Origin of the sequence: Tabrizicola flagellatus, assembly GCF_008271465.1 — a bacterium.
In the GTDB taxonomy this organism is placed as follows: domain Bacteria; phylum Pseudomonadota; class Alphaproteobacteria; order Rhodobacterales; family Rhodobacteraceae; genus Tabrizicola; species Tabrizicola flagellata.
This window is the reverse complement of record NZ_VMDU01000017.1, coordinates 1-17,169: the sequence shown is the minus strand read 5'-3', so window position 1 is coordinate 17,169 and position 17,169 is coordinate 1. Positions and strand designations below refer to the sequence as shown.

Here is a 17,169-nt window from a genome sequence, read left to right as displayed (position 1 = left end):
CTGCGGCCCGCCCCATCCCTTGCCTCCGGAGACCGCCATGGCCACGCTCGACCTGACCTCCATCACCAAGGATTTCGGCGCCCACAAGGTGCTGTCCGGCATCGACCTGGCGATCCGCGACCGGGAATTCGTCGTCTTCGTCGGCCCCTCGGGCTGCGGCAAGTCCACGCTCCTGCGCATCATCGCCGGGCTCGAGGCCGCCACCTCGGGGCGCATCCTGATCGACGGCCAGGATGTCTCGGATGCCGCCCCGGTGGATCGCGGCATCTCGATGGTGTTCCAGAGCTACGCGCTCTACCCTCACCTCTCGATCTTCGAGAACATCGCCTTCCCGCTCCGCGTCGCCCGCCTGCCCGAGGCCGAGGTCAAGGCCAAGGTCGCCCGCGCGGCCGAGATCCTGCAACTGACCGAGAAGCTCTCGCTGAAACCCGGCCAGCTGTCCGGCGGCCAGCGCCAGCGCGTCGCCATCGGCCGGTCGATCGTGCGCAATCCCAAGGTGTTCCTGTTCGACGAACCGCTCTCGAACCTCGACGCGGCCCTGCGCGGCGAGATGCGGGTCGAACTTTCCGCCCTGCAACGCGACCTCGACGCGACCATGGTCTATGTCACTCACGACCAGGTCGAGGCGATGACCATGGCCCACCGCATCGTCGTCCTGAACAAGGGCCGGATCGAACAGTTCGGCACCCCGATGGAGCTTTACCACCACCCCGCGACCCGGTTCGTGGCCACCTTCATCGGCCAGCCCAACATGAACCTGATCCCCGCCACCGTCACCGGCACCGGGGCCGAGGGCGTGACCGTCGCCTTCCACGGCGGCGCGCAGATGACCCTGCCCGTCGATCCCGGCACCACCCGCGCCGGCGACCGGGTCGAGGTCGGCCTGCGCCCGGAAAACCTCACGCTCGGCCAGGGCCTTGCGATGCGGCTTCGGGTGCTCGAACGGCTCGGCGGCACCGCCATCGCCTACGGGATGATGGGCGACGGGCTGAAGCTCTGCGCCGCCCTGCCCGGCGACACCGCCGTCCACGAGGGCGAAGAGGTCGGCCTGACCTTCGCCCCAGCCGACGCCCATGTCTTCGACGCCCAGGGCCGCGTGCTGCGGCGCCGGCAGGCCCCCGCTCTCGCCGCCTGACCGAAGGAGAAAGCGATGCGTATCGTCACCTCGGGCATCGGCCTGCGGGCCGGTCATGTCCTGACCACGCTGAAGGCAGAAATGCCCGAGGCCGAAGTCGTCGGCTACTACGACCCGCAGCCCACGCATCTGGCCATGATCGGCGAGGACACCCCGCGCTATCCTTCCATCGAGGCGATGCTGTCGGACGCCCGCCCCGACCTCTACTGCGTCTTTTCGCCGAACGTCTTCCACCTCGACCAGATCCGCCTCGGGCTCGAGGCCGGGGTGCAGGTCTTCACCGAAAAGCCCGTGGTGGTCTCGATCGAGGAGACGCTGGAACTCGCCCGCCTGCTGGCAAGACACGGCGGGGTAAACCGCGCGATGGTCGGCCTCGTCCTGCGCTATTCGCAGCACATGGTGGACCTCCGTGCCGCCATGGCGCAAGGCTGGCTGGGCGAGATCACCTCCCTAGAGGCCAACGAACACATCGGCCCCTACCACGGCGCCTTCTTCATGCGCGACTGGCGCCGCAAGACCGGCCTCGCCGGCGGCTTCATGCTGGAGAAGTGCTGCCACGACCTCGACATCTACAACATGGTCACCGGCTCGCGCCCCCGCCGCGTGGCCAGCTTCGGCGGCCGCAAGAGCTTCGTCCCCGCCAACGCGCCCCGCTCGAATGCCGAGGCCGAGATCTTCCACGTCAAGAAATCCGTATGGGAGGCGACCGACGATCCCTTCACCTCGGACGGCGACATCGTGGATTTCCAGACCGCGATCCTGGAATACGAAACCGGCGCCAGCCTCGCCTTCCACACCAACCTCAACGTCCCCGACGAACACCGCCGCTTCTGCGTGATGGGCACGCATGGCATGGCCGAAGGCGATTTCGTCCGCGGCTTCCTGCGCGTCACCGCCCGCGACGGCCGCCGCCTCGCCGACCACGACTACACCCAGGGCACCGCGATGAAGGGGGCGCATTACGGCGCCGACCAGCTCATGTGCCGCGACATCACCGCCTACCTGCGCGGGGAACGCGACAGCCTGCCCGTCTCGATCCTCGACGCGATGGAGGCCGGCATCGCCGCGCTCGCGCTGGACGAGGCGCGCATCACCGGCCGCATCCTGGACCTGACCGACACCTGGGCACAGCTCGACGCTCACGGGCTGCGCCCATGACCCCTGCTCCCGACCTCAACGCCCCGCGCCTCCCCTCCCCCTCCGTGGGAAGGGGCTGGGGGTGGGAGGCCGCATCCGGATGACCGCCATGATCGACCTCTCCCCCGACGCCGGCCAGCACATGGCGCGCGAGATCGCCGAGGCTCCGGCCGTCTTCGCCGCCTCGGTCGCGCAACCCGTCGCCCTGCCCGACCTCCCCGCCCTGCGCGCGATCTACACCGTCGCCCGCGGCTCCTCGGACGCCGCCGCGAACATCCTGTCCTACGAGATCATGCGCGAAACCGGCCTGCCCGCGACCTCGCTGCCGCCCTCGATCTTCTCGCTCGGTGGCGGCGTCCGGCTGAAGGACAGCGCGGTCCTCGTCGTCTCGCAATCCGGCGCCTCGCCCGACCTGGTCCGCTCCGCCAGCGGGGCAAGGGCGATGGGCGCGACCGTCCTCGCGCTCACCAACGCCCCCGACAGCCCGGTCGAGGCCGAGGCCCAGGCCACGGTCCGCATCGGCGCAGGGCCGGAACGCGCCGTTCCCGCCACCAAGTCCGTGGTCGGCGCCATCGCCGGCGGCATGGCGCTCCTCTCCGCGCTGGTGCCCGCCTACGCCCCCCGCGCCGCGGCCTCCGCCCGGGCCGTCGCCGCGCTCCACGGCCGCGAACTGCCGCAGACCCGCGCCCTGCTCGCCGCCCTCCTGCGCGCCTCCCACGTCTATGTCATCGGCCGCGACACCGGCTTCGGAGCGGCGCAGGAACTGGCGCTGAAACTCAAGGAATGCTGCGCGCTCCATGCCGAGGCCTATTCCTCCTCAGAGGTCCTGCACGGCCCGCTGCAACTCGTCACCAACCCGCTCCTCATCCTGATCCTCGACACCGAACAGGCCGAGGTGCAGGACAGCCTCGACACCGCCGAGACCCGCTTCCGCGCCGCCGGCGGCACCGTCTTCCGACTCCGCCCCTCGGATGCCGGCGCGACCGGCCTCACCCCCGCCGCCGCCGCCGCCGCGCTCCTCTGCCTTACCTACCCCCTCGCTCTCCGAACCGCCCTCGCCCTCGGCCACGACCCCGACCGCCCGGCAACGCTCTCCAAGGTGACCGAAACCCGATGACCGCTCCCCGCATCGCACGGCCCATTTGCCCTTTGCCAAATACTCCCGCCGGAGGCCGCGCCGAGCCGGTTGGCCGCAGGCCAGAGGCGAGACAGAAGGCTTGCGCCGCAGGCGCGCAATCTGCCCGCCGCCTCCCCCCGCACCGCCGCCTCCGGTCCCGCGCCTCCCCTCCCTCGCGTGGGGAGGGGCCGGGGGTGGGGGGCACCCGACCGATGCAGAAAGACCGGACATGACCGACCTGACCCGCCACGCCACCTTCCGCGAGATCCTCGCCCAGCCCGCGATCTGGGCCGACTGGGGCGTGCAGCTGCCCGTCGCCGACCTGCGCCGCCGGATCGCGGCGACCGGCGCGGCAGAGGTCTGGTTCTGCGGCGCCGGCACCTCGGCCTATATCGGCGACATCCTCGCCTCCGGCCTCGAAGGCCGCCACGAAGGCCAGCGGGGCCCCCGCCTCCGCGCCGTCCCGACGACCGACATCGTCGCCCGCCCCCATGCCTGCCTGACCGGCGCCCCGAAACTGATCGTCAGCTTCGGCCGCTCGGGCAATTCGGCGGAATCGATCGGTCTCCAGCAGGCGCTGGACGCCCTCGCGCCCCATTGGCCGCGCCTCCACATCACCTGCAACGCCGCCTCTGCCCTTGGCCGCGACCCGAAAGCCAGCGTCATCACCCTGCCCGAGGCGACCCACGATCAGGGCTTCGCGATGACCTCCAGCTTCTCGACCATGCTCCTGACCGCCGCCGCCCTCTTCGACCCGGGCCTCGCGCCCGAAGCCACCCCCGCGCGCTTCGCCGCCCTGGCGGACTGCCTCGCCGCCCTCCTGCCCGGCTTCCGCTCCGAGGCAGCGGCCGCCCGCCGTCCCGCCCGCGCCGTATTCCTCGGCACCGGCCCCCTCGCCTTCGCCGCCCGCGAAGCCGCGCTCAAGGTGATGGAGCTGTCCGCCGGCCGCATCCCCGCGCTCTGGGATTCGTCTCTCGGCTTCCGCCACGGGCCGAAAAGCTTCACGGTGGGGGAAACCGACCTCTGGCTCTTCCGCTCCGCCGATCCCCATGCCCGCGCCTATGACGAGGATCTCCTCGCCGAACTGCGCGCCCAGTTCCCGGCCAGCCGCATCACCGCCCCGGACCTGCCCCCGGGCTTCGACGACCTCTGGTCCGCCCCCCTCTACGTCGCGCTGGCCCAGATCCTCGCCGTCACCTGGTCCGACGCCCTCGGCCTGAACGTCGATGACCCCTTTGCCGGCCAGGGCACGCTGACCCGCGTCGTCTCGGGCGTGAAGCTCCACCCGGTGACGCCATGACTGCAGTCCCGATCTCTGCCGGCATCGATCTCGGCGGCACCAAGATCGAGGCGCAGGTCTTCGGCCCCGACTGGCAGCTTGCCGCCCGCCACCGCTGGCCGACGCCGAAGGATTATGCCGGTCTCCTCGCCGCCATGGCCGGGGCGATCCGCTGGTGCGATGCCCAGGCCCCCGGCCTGCCCGTCGGCATCTCCGCCGCGGGCCTCGTGAACCCCGCGACCGGCCTCGCGCTCACCTCGAACCTCCCCGCCACCGGCAAGCCCTTCCCCGCCGACCTCGCCGCCGCCGCCGGCCGCCCCGTCGCCTGGATCAACGACTGCCGCGCCCTCGCCCTCTCCGAAGCCCGGCTCGGCGCCGCCCGGGACGCCGATCCCGCCGTGGGCCTGATCCTCGGCACCGGCGTTGCGGGCGGGGTCGTCACCGGCGGCCGCCTCCTGCCCTCGCCCGCCGCCACCGGGGGCGAGTTCGGCCATTTCCCCCTCGCCGCCGGCCCCATCGTCGCCCACAACCTGCCGCTCCTGCGCTGCGGCTGCGGGCGCGAGGGCTGCGCGGAAACCTACCTCTCCGCCCCCGGCCTTACCCGCATCGCGGCACATCTGACCGGCCAGGACCACGCGCCCGAAACCATCGTCGCCGGCCGCGCCGCCACCCCCGCCTTCGCGCTCGCCTGGGAGATCTGGCTCGACCTCGCCACCGAGTTCCTGGTGACGCTCTGCCTCACCCTCGACCCCCAGGTCATCGTCCTCGGCGGCGGCCTTTCACGCGCGCCGGGCCTGACCGACGACCTCACCCGCCGCCTCTCCGCCGCCACGCTCCGCGGCTTCCCGATCCCCGCGATCCGCCTGGCCCAGGGCGGCGACGCCTCCGGCGCGCGCGGCGCGGCCCTCCATGCCCTGACCGGAGCCGGACAGGAGACCGCCCATGCCTGACCTCCGCCGGATCATCGCCCGCAACCGGGCAGGAGAGGCCGTCGCCATCCCCTCGGTCTGCACCGCCCATGCGCAGGCGCTAGAGGCCTCCCTCACCCTGGCAGAGGCGCTCGACCAGCCCCTCGTCGTCGAGGCCACCTCGAACCAGGTCAACCAGGACGGCGGCTATACCGGACTGACCCCGGCGGGTTTCATCGGCTTCGTCCGGGACATCGCCGCCCGCGCCGGGGTCTCGCCCTCGCGCCTCCTCTTCGGCGGCGACCATCTCGGCCCCCAGGCCTGGCGGCGCCTGCCTGCCGGACAGGCGATGGACAAGGCCCACCGCATGGTCGTCGACTATGCCGCCGCGGGCTTCACCAAGATCCACCTCGACTGCTCCGAAGGCTGCGCCGGGGAACCCGCCCAGCTTCCCGATGCCGTCACCGCCGCCCGCTCTGCTGCGCTGGCCGCCACCGCGCTTGCCCATGCGCCCGATCCCGCCGCACTCCTCTTCGTCATCGGCACCGAGGTCCCTCCCCCCGGCGGCGCGCGCGCCGACGACCACGGCGACATCCCGCCCACCACCCCGGACAGCGCGGCGGCCACCCTCGCCGCCCACCGCGACGCCTTCCGGGCCGCGAACATCCCCCTCGACCTGATCGGCGGCCTCGTCGTCCAGCCGGGCGTGGAATTCTCGCCGATGGAGGTGCACCACCTCCCCCTCGCCCGCGACCCCCACCTCCTCGACGCCCTCACCGACTGGCCCAGCCTCTGCCTCGAGGCCCATTCGACCGACTACCAGCACCCCGCGGCCTACCCCCGCCTCGCGGAACTGGGCTTCGCCTTCCAGAAGGTCGGCCCCGCGCTCACCTTCGCCTGGCGCGAGGCGCTCTACGCGCTCGACACGATCCGCGCCCAGAACGGCTGGGCCTCGGGCCCCTCGCTGCCCGACACGATGGAGGCGGTGATGCTCGCCAACCCCGCCCACTGGCAGGCGCATGTCCACGGCCAGACCGCCGATCCGCGGACCGAACGGCACTTCGGCCTGGCCGACCGCATCCGCTACTACTGGCCCGCCCCCGCGGCTGAACAGGCCGTCGCCCGCCTGCTGGCCGACCTCGACGACAGGCGCCTGCCCGATCCGCTGCTCGCCGCCCATTTCCGCGCAGAGGAGATTGCGCTGGCCCGCGAAAGCCGCCATTCCCTGCCCCGCGCCCTGGCGCTCGCCCGGGTGCAGACCGCCCTGCGCCCCTACTTCTTCACGGGAACCCGGCCATGACCGCCCAACCCGACCTCTGGCTCCTGCCCGACGCGATCTACGACGGCACGCGGCTTCGCCCCGGTGCCGCGCTCGGGGTCGCGGGCGACCGCAGCCTGACCCTGGCCGACAACCCGCCCCCCGGCGCCCCCGTGCGCCGCATGGCGGGCACGCTCACCCCCGGCTTCCTCGATCTCCAGGTCAACGGCGGCGGCGACGCGCTCCTCAACAACGACCAGTCGCCCGAGGCGCTCCACCGCATGGCCGCCGCGCATCGCCGCTTCGGCACCGTCGGCATCCTGCCCACCGTCATCACCGACGCGCCCGAGGTCCTGGCCCGCGCGGTCGAGGCCACGCTCGCCGCCTTCGCCGAACCCCGGCCCGACCGCAGCCTCCTCGGTCTGCACATCGAAGGCCCGCACCTCTCGCTCCCCCGCCGCGGCACCCATGCCGCCGAATGGATCCGCCCCTTCGAACCCGCGACGCTCGCCCATGTCCGCCGCCTGCGCGAGGAGGGGATCTTCGTCAAGATCACCGTCGCCCCCGAAACCACCAGCCCGCAGGACGTGGCCCGCCTCGCCGCGACCGGCGCCGTGGTCTCGATCGGCCATTCCGACGCCACCGCCGCCGATGTCCGCGCGCTCCTCGAGGCCGGCGCCACCTGCTTCACCCATCTTTTCAACGCCATGTCGCCGATGCTGAACCGCGCCCCCGGCGTGACCGGTGCCTGCATCAATTCCACCGCCTATGCCGGCATCATCTGCGACGGCATCCATGTCGCGGATGAAATGGTGGGCCTCGCCCTGCGCGCCCGCCCCCTGCCCGGCCGGATGTTCCTCGTCTCCGACGCCATGTGCACCGTCGGCGGCTCGGACCACTTCCGCCTCTACGGCCGCGACATCTGGCTCAAGGACGGCCGCCTCGTGAATGCCGAAGGCTCGCTCGCCGGCGCCCATGTCACCATGGCCGAGGGCCTGCGCCGCCTCATCACCGCCGTTGGCGCCGCGCCGGACACCGCGCTCGACATGGCCGTCTCCGCCCCCGCGCGCCTCATGGGCCGGCCCGAGCTCGCCAGCCCCGAACGGCGCGCGGCGGCCGACCTCCTGATCCTCGACGCGGACTGGCAGGTCACCGGAACGCTTGCCGACCACCTGGCCACCCAGCCCGCCTGACCTGCTTGCCCTTTTGCCAAATACTCTCGGGGGTCCGGGAGTGAAACCCCCGGCCGCGTGGGTCAGGACCCGAAGACCGTCACCTCGGGCAGCGAGGTCAGACCCAGCCCCAGCGCCTGGAACGCCGCGAGCGACAGCAGCGCCGCCCCCGTCCCCGGCCGCAATTCCACCGCCAGCGACTTGCCCTCGGCCGTCACGATCCGCCCCTGCGCCTTCTCCTTGACCAGAGCCGAGGACAGCCAGATCCCCTGCTCGGCCGGCGGGCCCAGCGCCACGACCACCTTGCCCAGCTCGCGCTCGCCGCCCTTGGCCGGCGCCGCCAGCGCCGCCGCCTTCTCCTCGGCCGTGGTCTGGTCCAGCGCCGCCGCACTCACCGCCCGTGCCGTGCCGAGCGGCGTCGTCGCGACCGCCGGCGCCGCCTCGGGCGCCGCTGCAGGCGCGACCGTTGCCTTCGGACCTCCCTGCGGCTGGAACAGGGCACAGCCCGACAGGGCCAGGGCGAAAACGGGCAGGAACACAAGCTGTCGCATGGTCGTAGCCTAACCTGCCGTTTCCGCCCCGGCAATCGCCGCTCTCGCACTTGTGCGACAGGCCGCCCGGGCCTAACTTGCCCCCATGCAGCCGCTCATCGACCCCTTCGCCCGCGCCATCAGCTACCTGCGCGTCTCGGTCACCGACCGCTGCGACTTCCGCTGCACCTACTGCATGTCGGAACACATGACCTTCCTGCCCAAGGCCGACCTCCTCAGCCTCGAGGAGCTTGACCGCCTCTGCTCCGCCTTCGTCCGCATGGGCGTGCAGAAGCTGCGCATCACCGGGGGCGAACCCTTGGTCCGCAAGGGCATCCTCACCTTCTTTCAGGCGATGTCGCGCCACCTCGAAAACGGCGCGCTGAAGGAACTCACGCTCACCACCAACGGCAGCCAGCTTGCGAAATTCGCGCAACCGCTGGCCGACCTCGGCGTCCGCCGCGTCAACGTCTCGCTCGACACGCTCGACCCCGACAAGTTCGCGCAGATCACCCGCTGGGGCCGCCTCCCCCAGGTCCTCGACGGCATCGAGGCCGCGAAGGCCGCCGGTCTCCGCGTCAAGATCAACGCCGTCGCGCTGAAAGGCTTCAACGAGGACGAGCTCTTTCCCCTCCTCGACTGGTGCGCCGCGCAGGGCCACGACCTCACCTTCATCGAGGTCATGCCGATGGGCGAGGACATGTCCCCCCTCCGCCTCGACCAGTACTGGCCGCTGAAGGACCTGCGTGCCCGCCTGGCCCAACGCTTCACTCTCACTGACCTCGCCGAACGCACCGGCGGCCCCGCCCGCTATGTCCGCATCGAGGAGACCGGCCAGAAGGTCGGCTTCATCACGCCGCTCACCCACAATTTCTGCGAAAGCTGCAACCGCGTGCGGCTCACCTGCACGGGCGAGCTTTACATGTGCCTGGGGCAAGAGGACATGGCCGACCTCCGCGCGCCCCTCCGCGCCAGCCCCGACGACGCGCAGCTCGAACAGGCGATCCGCGCCGCCATCGCGCGCAAGCCCAGGGGCCATGACTTCGACTACAGCCGCCAGAAGGTCGCCGGCCAGATCACCCGCCACATGAGCCATACCGGCGGATAGGCCTCATCGATCGCCTCCTGCGTCTCGTCGGGCGGCCAGGCGCGAGGAGCGACGCAGTCGACGACGAGCCCGTCCTCGGGCGCCTCAGACCAAAGCCTTCTGTTCGGCCACGTGCAACAGGGCCTCCAGCAGTGCCAGCTCGACGACGCGGCCGCTGCCCAGGCCGATCACCTCGACCTCGTCGCTGCCGCGTGTCTCGCGCAGCGAACAGCGCCAGTGCCCGTCGGGCTCCTGCGCCTTGCCGGTCAGCTGGATCGTCCAGCCCGGCAACGACACATCGATCATGTGCAGCAACTGCCCGATCACGTCCGCCCCGCCCGTCACCTCCGGCGTCTTCGGAAACACCCGGCGCACCAGGACCGCCGCTTCGTCCAGAAGCTCTGCAGTCACGGCAGGCTCTCGGCTGATCCGTCCGATCAGGCTCCGGATTTCCGCCTTGCTCATCTTGCCTCTCCCTTGCTGCGCCTCATCCAGATAAATCCGCCGCGCGGCGCCCCGCCTTGATCCGCGTCAAGACCGGCCGCGCTTTCCCAAGGCATGCTCGGCCCCGAAGCCCTGTTCCCGCCAGGAGGCAAGCGATGGCGCAGACATCCCCCAACATCCTCTGGTTCGAAACCCTGTCGCGCCGGGATGTCGCCCTCGTCGGCGGCAAGAACAGTTCGCTGGGAGAAATGGTCCAAGAGCTAGGCCGCAAGGGCATCAGGGTTCCCGGCGGCTTTGCGACCACCGCCGACGCCTACCGCGCCTACCTGTCGGCCAACGATCTGCCCGACCGCATCGCCCGGATTCTCCAGCGTTGGCAGGACCACCGGATCCCGCTGCACGAAGCCGGCGCCCAGGTCCGCGCGATGATCCTCGACGGCACCTGGCCCGCCGACATCGAGGCAGACATCCGGCAGGCCTACCGCGAACTGTCGCGTCGGGCCGGAACTGCCGATCTTTCCGTGGCCGTCCGTTCCTCGGCCACCGCCGAGGATCTGCCGGACGCCAGTTTCGCCGGCCAGCAGGAAACCTACCTCAACATCCGCGGCGAGGCGGCCCTGCTCGCCGCCTGCCGCCGCTGCTACGCCTCGCTCTTCACCGATCGGGCCATCACCTACCGCACGCTCAAGGGCTTCGATCACGCGAAGGTCGCCCTGTCGATCGGGGTGCAGCGCATGGTGCGGTCCGATACCGGCGGGTCGGGCGTCATGTTCTCGATCGACACCGAAAGCGGCTTCGACAAGGTCGTGCTCATCACCGCCGCCTGGGGCCTCGGCGAAAACGTCGTGCAGGGCGCGGTCAGCCCCGACGAATACGAGGTCTTCAAACCCTTCCTTGCCCGGAAATCCCTGACTCCCATCATCAAGAAGTCGCTCGGGGCAAAGGAAATCAAGATGATCTACGCCGGGGGCGACGGCGCGACGACGCGAAACGTGCCCACCTCCCGCGCCGAACGCGCGGCCTTCGTCCTGAGCGACGCGGAAATCCTCGCGCTGGCCCGCATGGCTGTCACCATCGAGAATCACTACGGCATGCCGATGGACATGGAATGGGCGCGCGACGGCGACACGGGCGAGTTGTTCATCGTCCAGGCCCGCCCCGAGACCGTGCAATCCCGCGCCAGGGCCGGGCTGGTCCGGTCCTACACGGTGCACAAGGCCGGAAAGCCGCTTCTCAAGGGGTTGTCCGTGGGCTCCGCAGTGGCGACGGGCAAGGTCTCGATCCTGGAAAGCGCCAGGGACATCGACCGCTTCGTCGACGGCTCGATCCTCGTCACCTCGACTACCGATCCCGACTGGGTCCCGATCATGAAGCGCGCCTCGGCCATCGTCACCGACCACGGCGGCCGCACCAGCCACGCCGCCATCGTCAGCCGCGAGCTCGGGCTGCCCGCCATCGTAGGCTGCGGTAACGCCACCCACATCCTGCATGACGAACAGGAGGTCACCGTCAACTGCACGGGAGGGGACGAGGGCGTGGTCCACGAAGGCATCGCCGCGTTCACGGCCGAGGACCTCCGCCTCGACGACCTGCCCGCCACGCGGACCCGGGTCATGCTCAACATGGCCAACCCCTCCGCCGCCTTCCGCTGGTGGCGCCTGCCGGCCGACGGGGTGGGCCTTGCGCGGATGGAGTTCGTCATCAACAACGCGCTCAAGGTGCATCCGATGGCGCTGGTCCATTTCGGCAGTCTCAAGGACGAAGCGGCGAGGGCCGAGATAGCCGAGCTGACCCGCGCCTACGCCGACAAGACCGAATATTTCGTCGACGGCCTCGCCCGCGGCCTGTCGCAGATTGCCGCCGCTGCCTGGCCGAACCCGGTCATCGTGCGGATGAGCGACTTCAAGACCAACGAATACGCCGACCTCCTCGGCGGTCGCGAGTTCGAGCCGCACGAGGAAAACCCGATGATCGGCTTCCGCGGCGCCTCGCGCTACTACTCGCCCCGGTACGAGGCCGGCTTCGCGCTCGAATGCCGCGCGATCCAGCGCCTGCGCCGCGAGATGGGCTTCGACAATGTCGTCGTGATGATCCCCTTCTGCCGCAGTCCGGCCGAGGCCGACCGTGTCCTCGCCACGATGGCGAAACACGGGCTGAAGCGCGGCAAGGACGGCCTCCAGGTCTATGTGATGGGCGAGATCCCCGCCAACGTGATCCTGGCCGAGGACTTCGCCGCCCGCTTCGACGGTTTCTCCATCGGCTCGAACGACCTGACCCAACTGACCCTCGGCGTCGACCGTGACAGCGGCGACCTGGCCGCACTGTTCGACGAATCCGACCCCGCGGTCCTGTGGATGATCGAAAGCCTGATTTCGCGCGCCCACAAGGCCGGGGCCAAGGTCGGCCTCTGCGGCCAGGCCCCCTCGAACGATCCGGCCTTCGCCAGGCTCCTGGTGAAAGCCGGAATCGACTCGATCTCCGTCACCCCCGACAGCTTCGTCGCCGTCAAACGCAACGTCGCCGAGGCCGAGCGTCGCATGGCGAAGGCTGCGAAGAGGGCTGCGAAGAAGGCCTGACACGGCGCGGCCGCCGCCTGCGACGCGACGGAACCGACGGGACGGCCGTCGCCCCGCACGACCTGTCCAGCCGCGTGTGTCGCCGGTCCGGCAGGGTCATTTCGTCAGGATCAACTTGCCCGCCCGCGTGATCCGCAGCGCATAGACCTGCCCGTCCAGCACGATCCGAGCCAGAGACCCTCCCTCGGTCAGCACCCGCGCGTCATGCACCGGCGTGGCATCCGCCGTCAGCCAGGGTTCGACATGGGCGTTCATTCCCGCACCTCCAGCCGCGCCATCAGCGCCTCAAGCAATGCGCCCGGCATGGCTGCCAGGGTGACCAGATCCAGAAAATCCCGCAAAGGGAAATGATGCTCGGGCATGACGACCTCCAGATGACGGACACACCGGGCGGACCCGAACGGGCTGGCTGGGCTTCTGCCCATTATCCTTACTAAAACAGTCAACCATGTCAACGCATATTCCGCTGGCCCCCGGCGCGGCAGCGGCTATCCTGCCGGCCGAGACCCGACATGACCCAGGACCCCGCAGGCTCCCTCCTCTCTCTCCCCCCGCCCCAGGTGCCGACCCCGGCGCTTGCCGCCCTTGTCGCCAGCCATTGGGGCCTGTCCGGCACCCTCCATCCCCTCACCTCCGAACGCGACCAGAACCACCGCCTCGACAGCGCGCAGGGCGTGTTCACCCTGAAACTCGCCAACCCTGCCGAGCCCGCCGCGCTCACCGACTTCCAGACCCGGGCGCTCCTGCACACGGCGGCAGAGGCGCCCGACCTGCCCACCCCACGGGTCGTCGCCACGCGCGACGGCCGGCACATCCTGCCCACCCCGGACGGCGCCCTCCGCCTCCTCACCTGGGTCCCCGGCAACCCTCTCGCGCATCTCCCCCGCACTCCGGCCCTCGCCGCCTCCATCGGCCGCGCCCTGGGCGAACTCGATGCCACCCTCGCCCTCTTCCATCACCCGGCGGCCGACCATCACCTCCTCTGGGACATCCGCAACACCCCCGACCTGGCCCCCCTGACGGGCGCCCTCCCGGACGACCTGAGGCCTAGGGTCATCACCTTCCTCGCCCGCTTCCGCACCCACATCGCCCCCGGCCTCGCCCAGCTTCCCCGCCAGGTGATCCACGGCGACTTCAACCCGCACAACCTCCTCGCCGACCCTGCCGAGCCGACCCGCCTCACCGGCATCCTCGACTTCGGCGACATGACGCTGTCGCACCGGGTCTGCGACCTCGCCGTCGCCGCCTCCTACCTGATCGAGCCCGCCAATCCGCCGGCGCTGCTGATCCCGCTCACCACCGCCTACCACCGGGCCAACCCCCTGACAGCACAGGAAATCCGACTCCTCCCCGACCTCGTCACCGCCCGGCTCGTCACCACCCTCACCATCTCCGCCTGGCGCGCCGGCCGCTACCCGGACAATGCCGCCTACATCCTGCGCAACGCCCCCACCTCCCGCGCGGGCCTCGACGCGCTCACCGACCCCGAGACACTTGCCGCCACCCTCCTCACCGCCTGCGAAAGCCTGCCCACATGACCCGCCAGACCACCATGCTCAACGCCTACACCCCCGGCGCCGGGCACCTCTCGCCCGAGGACGAGGCCCTGGCCCAACGCCGCGCCAAGGCCCTCGGCCCCGCCTACCGGCTGTTCTACGAAACCCCCGTCCACCTGGTCCGGGGCGAAGGCGTCCACCTCTACGCCCCCGACGGCACGCGCTATCTCGACTGCTACAACAACGTGGCCTCGGTCGGCCATTGCCACCCCCGCGTCGTCGAAGCCCTGTCCCGCCAGGCCGCCACGCTGGCCACCCACACCCGCTACTTGCACGACGGCATCCTCGCCTATGCCGAGCAGCTCCTCGCCCTCTTCCCGCCCGAGCTGTCCCACGTGATGTTCACCTGCACCGGGTCCGAGGCGAACGACCTCGCGCTGCGCATCGCCCGCGCGGCGACCGGCGGCACCGGGGTCATCGTCACCGACAACGCCTACCACGGCGTCACCCTCGCCACCGCCGAAATGTCCATGTCGATCGGCCCCGCCGTCGCCCCCGGCCCGACCGTCTTCCCGATCCCCGCCCCGTCAGCGCAGAACTACCCGAGCGGCATCGCCGAGGGCTTCGCCGCCGCCGTCTCCGCTGCCTGCGACCGGATGCAGGCACAGGGCATCCGACCCGCCCTCCTCATCGTCGACACGATCTTCTCCTCGGATGGCGTCTTCCCCGACCCGCCAGGCTTCCTCGTCCCCGCCGCCGCCGCGATCCGCAAGGCAGGTGGCCTCTTCCTCGCCGACGAGGTGCAACCCGGCTTCGGCCGCACTGGCAGCCAGTTCTGGGGCTTCCAGCGGCACGGGGTGATCCCCGACATGGTGAGCATGGGCAAGCCGATGGGCAATGGCTACCCGATGGCGGGCCTGGCCGTGAGGCCCGACACCATCGCCGAATTCGGCCAGAAGGCGCGCTACTTCAACACCTTCGGCGGCAATGCCGTGGCCGCCGCCGTGGGCCTCGCCGTCCTCGACGTGATCCGCGACGAAGGGCTGCAACAGAACGCCCTGACCGTGGGCACGGCCTTCGCCGAGGGACTGCGCGGCCTCGCCGGGCGCCACGACGCCATCGGGGAAACCCGCGCCGCGGGCCTCTTCATCGGCCAGACCATCCTGACCGATGGCCGCCCCGACCCCGCCCGCACCGCGCGTCTCGTCAACGCGCTCCGCGACAACCATATCCTGATCAGTTCCACCGGCCCGCGCGGCGACAGCCTCAAGATCCGCCCGCCGCTCCCCTTCAGCCTGTCCGATGTCGATCGGGTACTGACCACCCTCGACCGACTCCTTCCCAGCCTCTGACCTCTGCCTCTTGCCCTTTTCCCAAATACTCCGGGGAGCGCGAGGGGCAGCGCCCCTCGTTCCCCGAGGAGGAGGGCGAAGGCCCGACGACGAGACAGGAAACCGGCGCGCCAGCGCGCCTTGCGATACCCGCGCGGGGCCGGATCAGAAGGTTGACAAACTCCTGACACCCACGCTCAACATGTTGATCCGCCGTGGAAATCCGGAAATGTCCACCGTGGACAGATCAACCCAGCGAGTACCCGGCCCCGCGCACGGTGCGCACCGGATCGCTGCCGCCGTGCTGCATCAGGCTCTTCCGCAGCCGCCCGACATGGACATCCACCGTCCGGGTATCGACATAGATGTCGCGCCCCCAGACGAGGTCCAGCAGCTGCTCGCGGGAAAACACGCGGCCGGGGCGCTCCATCAGCGTGACCAGCAGCTTGAATTCGGTCGGCCCCAGCTTCAGCACCTTGTCGCCGCGATAGACCCGGTGGCTTTCCGGATCCAGCCGGATGTCCTCGTGCTCCAGCACCATCCCCGCGGTCGAGGGCCGCACGCGGCGCAGCTGCGCCCGCGCCCGCGCCATCAGTTCCAGCACCGAATAGGGCTTCACCACATAATCGTCCGCACCGGTCTCGAGCCCCCGGATCCGGTCCACCTCTTCGGCCCGGGCCGACAGCATGATGATCGGGATCGACCGCGTGTCGGGCCGCATCTTCAGCCGGCGGCAGACCTCGATGCCCGACACCTTCGGCATCATCCAGTCGAGGATGATGATGTCGGGGTCCTCCTCGTCCACCAGCACGATCGCATCCTCGCCGTTGTCGGCCTGCGTCACCGCAAAGCCCTCGGCTTCCAGGTTGTAGGCCAGGACCGCCCGCTGCGCGGGTTCGTCCTCGACCAGAAGCACCCTCGGCTGCCCGCTGCGCGCCATCTCAGACCCCCGTCCCCGTGCTGTCCACCTTCGGCCGCTCGTCCTCGGGCATCGCGCCGGTGACGAGGTAGATCACCTGTTCAGCGACCGAAGTCGCGTGATCCCCGACCCGTTCGATGTTCTTGGCGATGAAATGCAGGTGCATGCAGGGCCCGATGTTGCGCGGGTCTTCCATCATGTGGGTCAGAAGCTCGCGGAAGATCGAGTTGTACATCTGGTCCACGTCCCGGTCGCGCTTGCGGACATCCTCGGCCAGCTTCACGTCGCGGCGGATATAGGCGTCCAGCGCGTCGGTCAGCATCTGCACCACCGCCTTGGCCAGCCGCCGGATCGAGCCCGAGGCGCCGGCGACCTGCGCCATCTGCGACAGGACCGCGGTCCGCTTGGCCATGTTCTTCGCGTAATCCCCGGCCCGTTCCAGCGCGGCGGCGATCTTCATCACCGTCAGCACCGTGCGCAGGTCGCCTGCCGTCGGCCCGCGCAGCGCCAGAAGCTGCGCGCATTGCGCGTTGATCTGCTCTTCCAGCGCGTCGATGGCCGCGTCCCCGGTCCGGACCCGCGCGGCCAGGTCCTCGTCGCGGGTGTCGAGCGCCTCGGCGGCGTCCAGAAGCGCCGTCTCGACCAGCCCGCCCATCCGCATGACCAGCGCCTGCGCGGCCTCGAGGTCGCGGTCGAAGGCGGAAAGGATATGCGCGGTGTTCATCTCGGGCTCCTTAGCCGATGCGGCCGGTGATGTAGGATTCGGTCCGGGGGTCTTTC

The 17,169-nt window shown here is 70.6% G+C and carries 16 protein-coding genes; 11 read left to right on the top strand and 5 right to left on the bottom strand.

Annotated features, from left to right (window positions below):
• Window positions 1-37 precede the first annotated feature (37 nt).
• The 7 genes from FL625_RS15870 (at window position 38) to nagA (ending at window position 8,027) form a co-directional block, all read left to right on the top strand.
• Window positions 38-1,135 (top strand): ABC transporter ATP-binding protein, encoded by a 1,098-nt coding sequence (locus FL625_RS15870; RefSeq protein WP_149589653.1) that lies wholly within the window; start codon window positions 38-40, stop codon window positions 1,133-1,135.
• Window positions 1,136-1,150: 15 nt separating this feature from the next.
• On the top strand, window positions 1,151-2,293 hold the full coding sequence (locus tag FL625_RS15865) for a Gfo/Idh/MocA family protein (protein ID WP_149589652.1): 1,143 nt from the start codon (window positions 1,151-1,153) through the stop codon (window positions 2,291-2,293).
• Window positions 2,294-2,381: 88 nt separating this feature from the next.
• The gene (locus tag FL625_RS15860) at window positions 2,382-3,389 is read left to right on the top strand and encodes an SIS domain-containing protein (protein ID WP_235019455.1); all 1,008 of its coding nucleotides are present in this window, start codon (window positions 2,382-2,384) and stop codon (window positions 3,387-3,389) included.
• 229 nt (window positions 3,390-3,618) lie between these two features.
• Window positions 3,619-4,689: an AgaS family sugar isomerase gene (locus tag FL625_RS15855; protein WP_149589651.1), complete on the top strand. Its 1,071-nt coding sequence runs from the start codon at window positions 3,619-3,621 to the stop codon at window positions 4,687-4,689.
• On the top strand, window positions 4,686-5,618 hold the full coding sequence (locus tag FL625_RS15850; protein ID WP_149589650.1) for an ROK family protein: 933 nt from the start codon (window positions 4,686-4,688) through the stop codon (window positions 5,616-5,618). The genes FL625_RS15855 and FL625_RS15850 overlap by 4 nt, the downstream gene beginning before the upstream one ends.
• Entirely contained in the window at window positions 5,611-6,876 is a 1,266-nt protein-coding gene (locus FL625_RS15845; RefSeq protein WP_149589649.1) for a class II D-tagatose-bisphosphate aldolase non-catalytic subunit, read from the top strand. Before FL625_RS15850 ends, FL625_RS15845 begins: the two co-directional genes overlap by 8 nt.
• Entirely contained in the window at window positions 6,873-8,027 is a 1,155-nt protein-coding gene (nagA, locus tag FL625_RS15840) for an N-acetylglucosamine-6-phosphate deacetylase (protein WP_149589648.1), read from the top strand. Before FL625_RS15845 ends, nagA begins: the two co-directional genes overlap by 4 nt.
• A gap of 62 nt (window positions 8,028-8,089) precedes the next feature.
• Here nagA and FL625_RS15835 read toward each other — a convergent pair whose 3' ends face one another.
• The gene (locus tag FL625_RS15835; protein ID WP_149589647.1) at window positions 8,090-8,557 is read right to left on the bottom strand and encodes a hypothetical protein; all 468 of its coding nucleotides are present in this window, start codon (window positions 8,555-8,557) and stop codon (window positions 8,090-8,092) included.
• Window positions 8,558-8,642: 85 nt separating this feature from the next.
• Between FL625_RS15835 and moaA the strand changes: the two genes are divergently transcribed.
• Window positions 8,643-9,644, top strand: coding sequence for a GTP 3',8-cyclase MoaA (gene moaA, locus FL625_RS15830; RefSeq protein WP_149589646.1), 1,002 nt, complete (start codon window positions 8,643-8,645; stop codon window positions 9,642-9,644).
• Window positions 9,645-9,728: 84 nt separating this feature from the next.
• On the opposite strand, the gene FL625_RS15825 is transcribed toward moaA, so the two are convergent.
• A complete protein-coding gene (locus FL625_RS15825; protein WP_149589645.1) occupies window positions 9,729-10,088 on the bottom strand; it encodes a hypothetical protein in 360 nt (119 codons plus the stop codon).
• 134 nt (window positions 10,089-10,222) lie between these two features.
• Here FL625_RS15825 and ppsA point away from each other — a divergent pair, with 134 nt between their 5' ends.
• Window positions 10,223-12,643: a phosphoenolpyruvate synthase gene (gene ppsA, locus FL625_RS15820; RefSeq protein ID WP_149589644.1), complete on the top strand. Its 2,421-nt coding sequence runs from the start codon at window positions 10,223-10,225 to the stop codon at window positions 12,641-12,643.
• A gap of 96 nt (window positions 12,644-12,739) precedes the next feature.
• Here the strand turns inward: ppsA and hemP are convergent, their stop codons facing one another.
• Window positions 12,740-12,898: a hemin uptake protein HemP gene (gene hemP, locus FL625_RS15815; protein ID WP_149589643.1), complete on the bottom strand. Its 159-nt coding sequence runs from the start codon at window positions 12,896-12,898 to the stop codon at window positions 12,740-12,742.
• Between the two features lie 257 nt (window positions 12,899-13,155).
• On the opposite strand from hemP, the gene FL625_RS15810 reads away from it, so the two are divergent.
• Together FL625_RS15810 and FL625_RS15805 are read left to right on the top strand one after the other, a co-directional pair.
• Window positions 13,156-14,181 carry a phosphotransferase gene (locus tag FL625_RS15810; RefSeq protein WP_149589642.1) on the top strand — a complete coding sequence of 342 codons (1,026 nt, stop codon included), beginning with the start codon at window positions 13,156-13,158 and terminating at the stop codon, window positions 14,179-14,181.
• A complete protein-coding gene (locus FL625_RS15805; protein WP_149589641.1) occupies window positions 14,178-15,491 on the top strand; it encodes an aspartate aminotransferase family protein in 1,314 nt (437 codons plus the stop codon). Before FL625_RS15810 ends, FL625_RS15805 begins: the two co-directional genes overlap by 4 nt.
• A gap of 226 nt (window positions 15,492-15,717) precedes the next feature.
• Here FL625_RS15805 and phoB read toward each other — a convergent pair whose 3' ends face one another.
• Together phoB and phoU are read right to left on the bottom strand one after the other, a co-directional pair.
• Window positions 15,718-16,410, bottom strand: coding sequence for a phosphate regulon transcriptional regulator PhoB (phoB, locus tag FL625_RS15800; protein ID WP_149589640.1), 693 nt, complete (start codon window positions 16,408-16,410; stop codon window positions 15,718-15,720).
• A 1-nt stretch (window position 16,411) separates the two neighbouring features.
• Window positions 16,412-17,113 carry a phosphate signaling complex protein PhoU gene (phoU, locus tag FL625_RS15795; RefSeq protein ID WP_149589639.1) on the bottom strand — a complete coding sequence of 234 codons (702 nt, stop codon included), beginning with the start codon at window positions 17,111-17,113 and terminating at the stop codon, window positions 16,412-16,414.
• Window positions 17,114-17,169 lie beyond the last annotated feature (56 nt).

What these genes read in the sequence shown, in the direction of transcription:
- FL625_RS15870 (WP_149589653.1), top strand. Translation starts at nt 38, where the DNA reads ATGGCCACGCTCGACCTGACCTCCATCACCAAGGATTTCGGCGCCCAC.
- FL625_RS15865 (WP_149589652.1), top strand. Translation starts at nt 1,151, where the DNA reads ATGCGTATCGTCACCTCGGGCATCGGCCTGCGGGCCGGTCATGTCCTG.
- FL625_RS15860 (WP_235019455.1), top strand. Translation starts at nt 2,382, where the DNA reads ATGATCGACCTCTCCCCCGACGCCGGCCAGCACATGGCGCGCGAGATC.
- FL625_RS15855 (WP_149589651.1), top strand. Translation starts at nt 3,619, where the DNA reads ATGACCGACCTGACCCGCCACGCCACCTTCCGCGAGATCCTCGCCCAG.
- FL625_RS15850 (WP_149589650.1), top strand. Translation starts at nt 4,686, where the DNA reads ATGACTGCAGTCCCGATCTCTGCCGGCATCGATCTCGGCGGCACCAAG.
- FL625_RS15845 (WP_149589649.1), top strand. Translation starts at nt 5,611, where the DNA reads ATGCCTGACCTCCGCCGGATCATCGCCCGCAACCGGGCAGGAGAGGCC.
- nagA (WP_149589648.1), top strand. Translation starts at nt 6,873, where the DNA reads ATGACCGCCCAACCCGACCTCTGGCTCCTGCCCGACGCGATCTACGAC.
- FL625_RS15835 (WP_149589647.1), bottom strand. Translation starts at nt 8,557, where the DNA reads ATGCGACAGCTTGTGTTCCTGCCCGTTTTCGCCCTGGCCCTGTCGGGC.
- moaA (WP_149589646.1), top strand. Translation starts at nt 8,643, where the DNA reads ATGCAGCCGCTCATCGACCCCTTCGCCCGCGCCATCAGCTACCTGCGC.
- FL625_RS15825 (WP_149589645.1), bottom strand. Translation starts at nt 10,088, where the DNA reads ATGAGCAAGGCGGAAATCCGGAGCCTGATCGGACGGATCAGCCGAGAG.
- ppsA (WP_149589644.1), top strand. Translation starts at nt 10,223, where the DNA reads ATGGCGCAGACATCCCCCAACATCCTCTGGTTCGAAACCCTGTCGCGC.
- hemP (WP_149589643.1), bottom strand. Translation starts at nt 12,898, where the DNA reads ATGAACGCCCATGTCGAACCCTGGCTGACGGCGGATGCCACGCCGGTG.
- FL625_RS15810 (WP_149589642.1), top strand. Translation starts at nt 13,156, where the DNA reads ATGACCCAGGACCCCGCAGGCTCCCTCCTCTCTCTCCCCCCGCCCCAG.
- FL625_RS15805 (WP_149589641.1), top strand. Translation starts at nt 14,178, where the DNA reads ATGACCCGCCAGACCACCATGCTCAACGCCTACACCCCCGGCGCCGGG.
- phoB (WP_149589640.1), bottom strand. Translation starts at nt 16,410, where the DNA reads ATGGCGCGCAGCGGGCAGCCGAGGGTGCTTCTGGTCGAGGACGAACCC.
- phoU (WP_149589639.1), bottom strand. Translation starts at nt 17,113, where the DNA reads ATGAACACCGCGCATATCCTTTCCGCCTTCGACCGCGACCTCGAGGCC.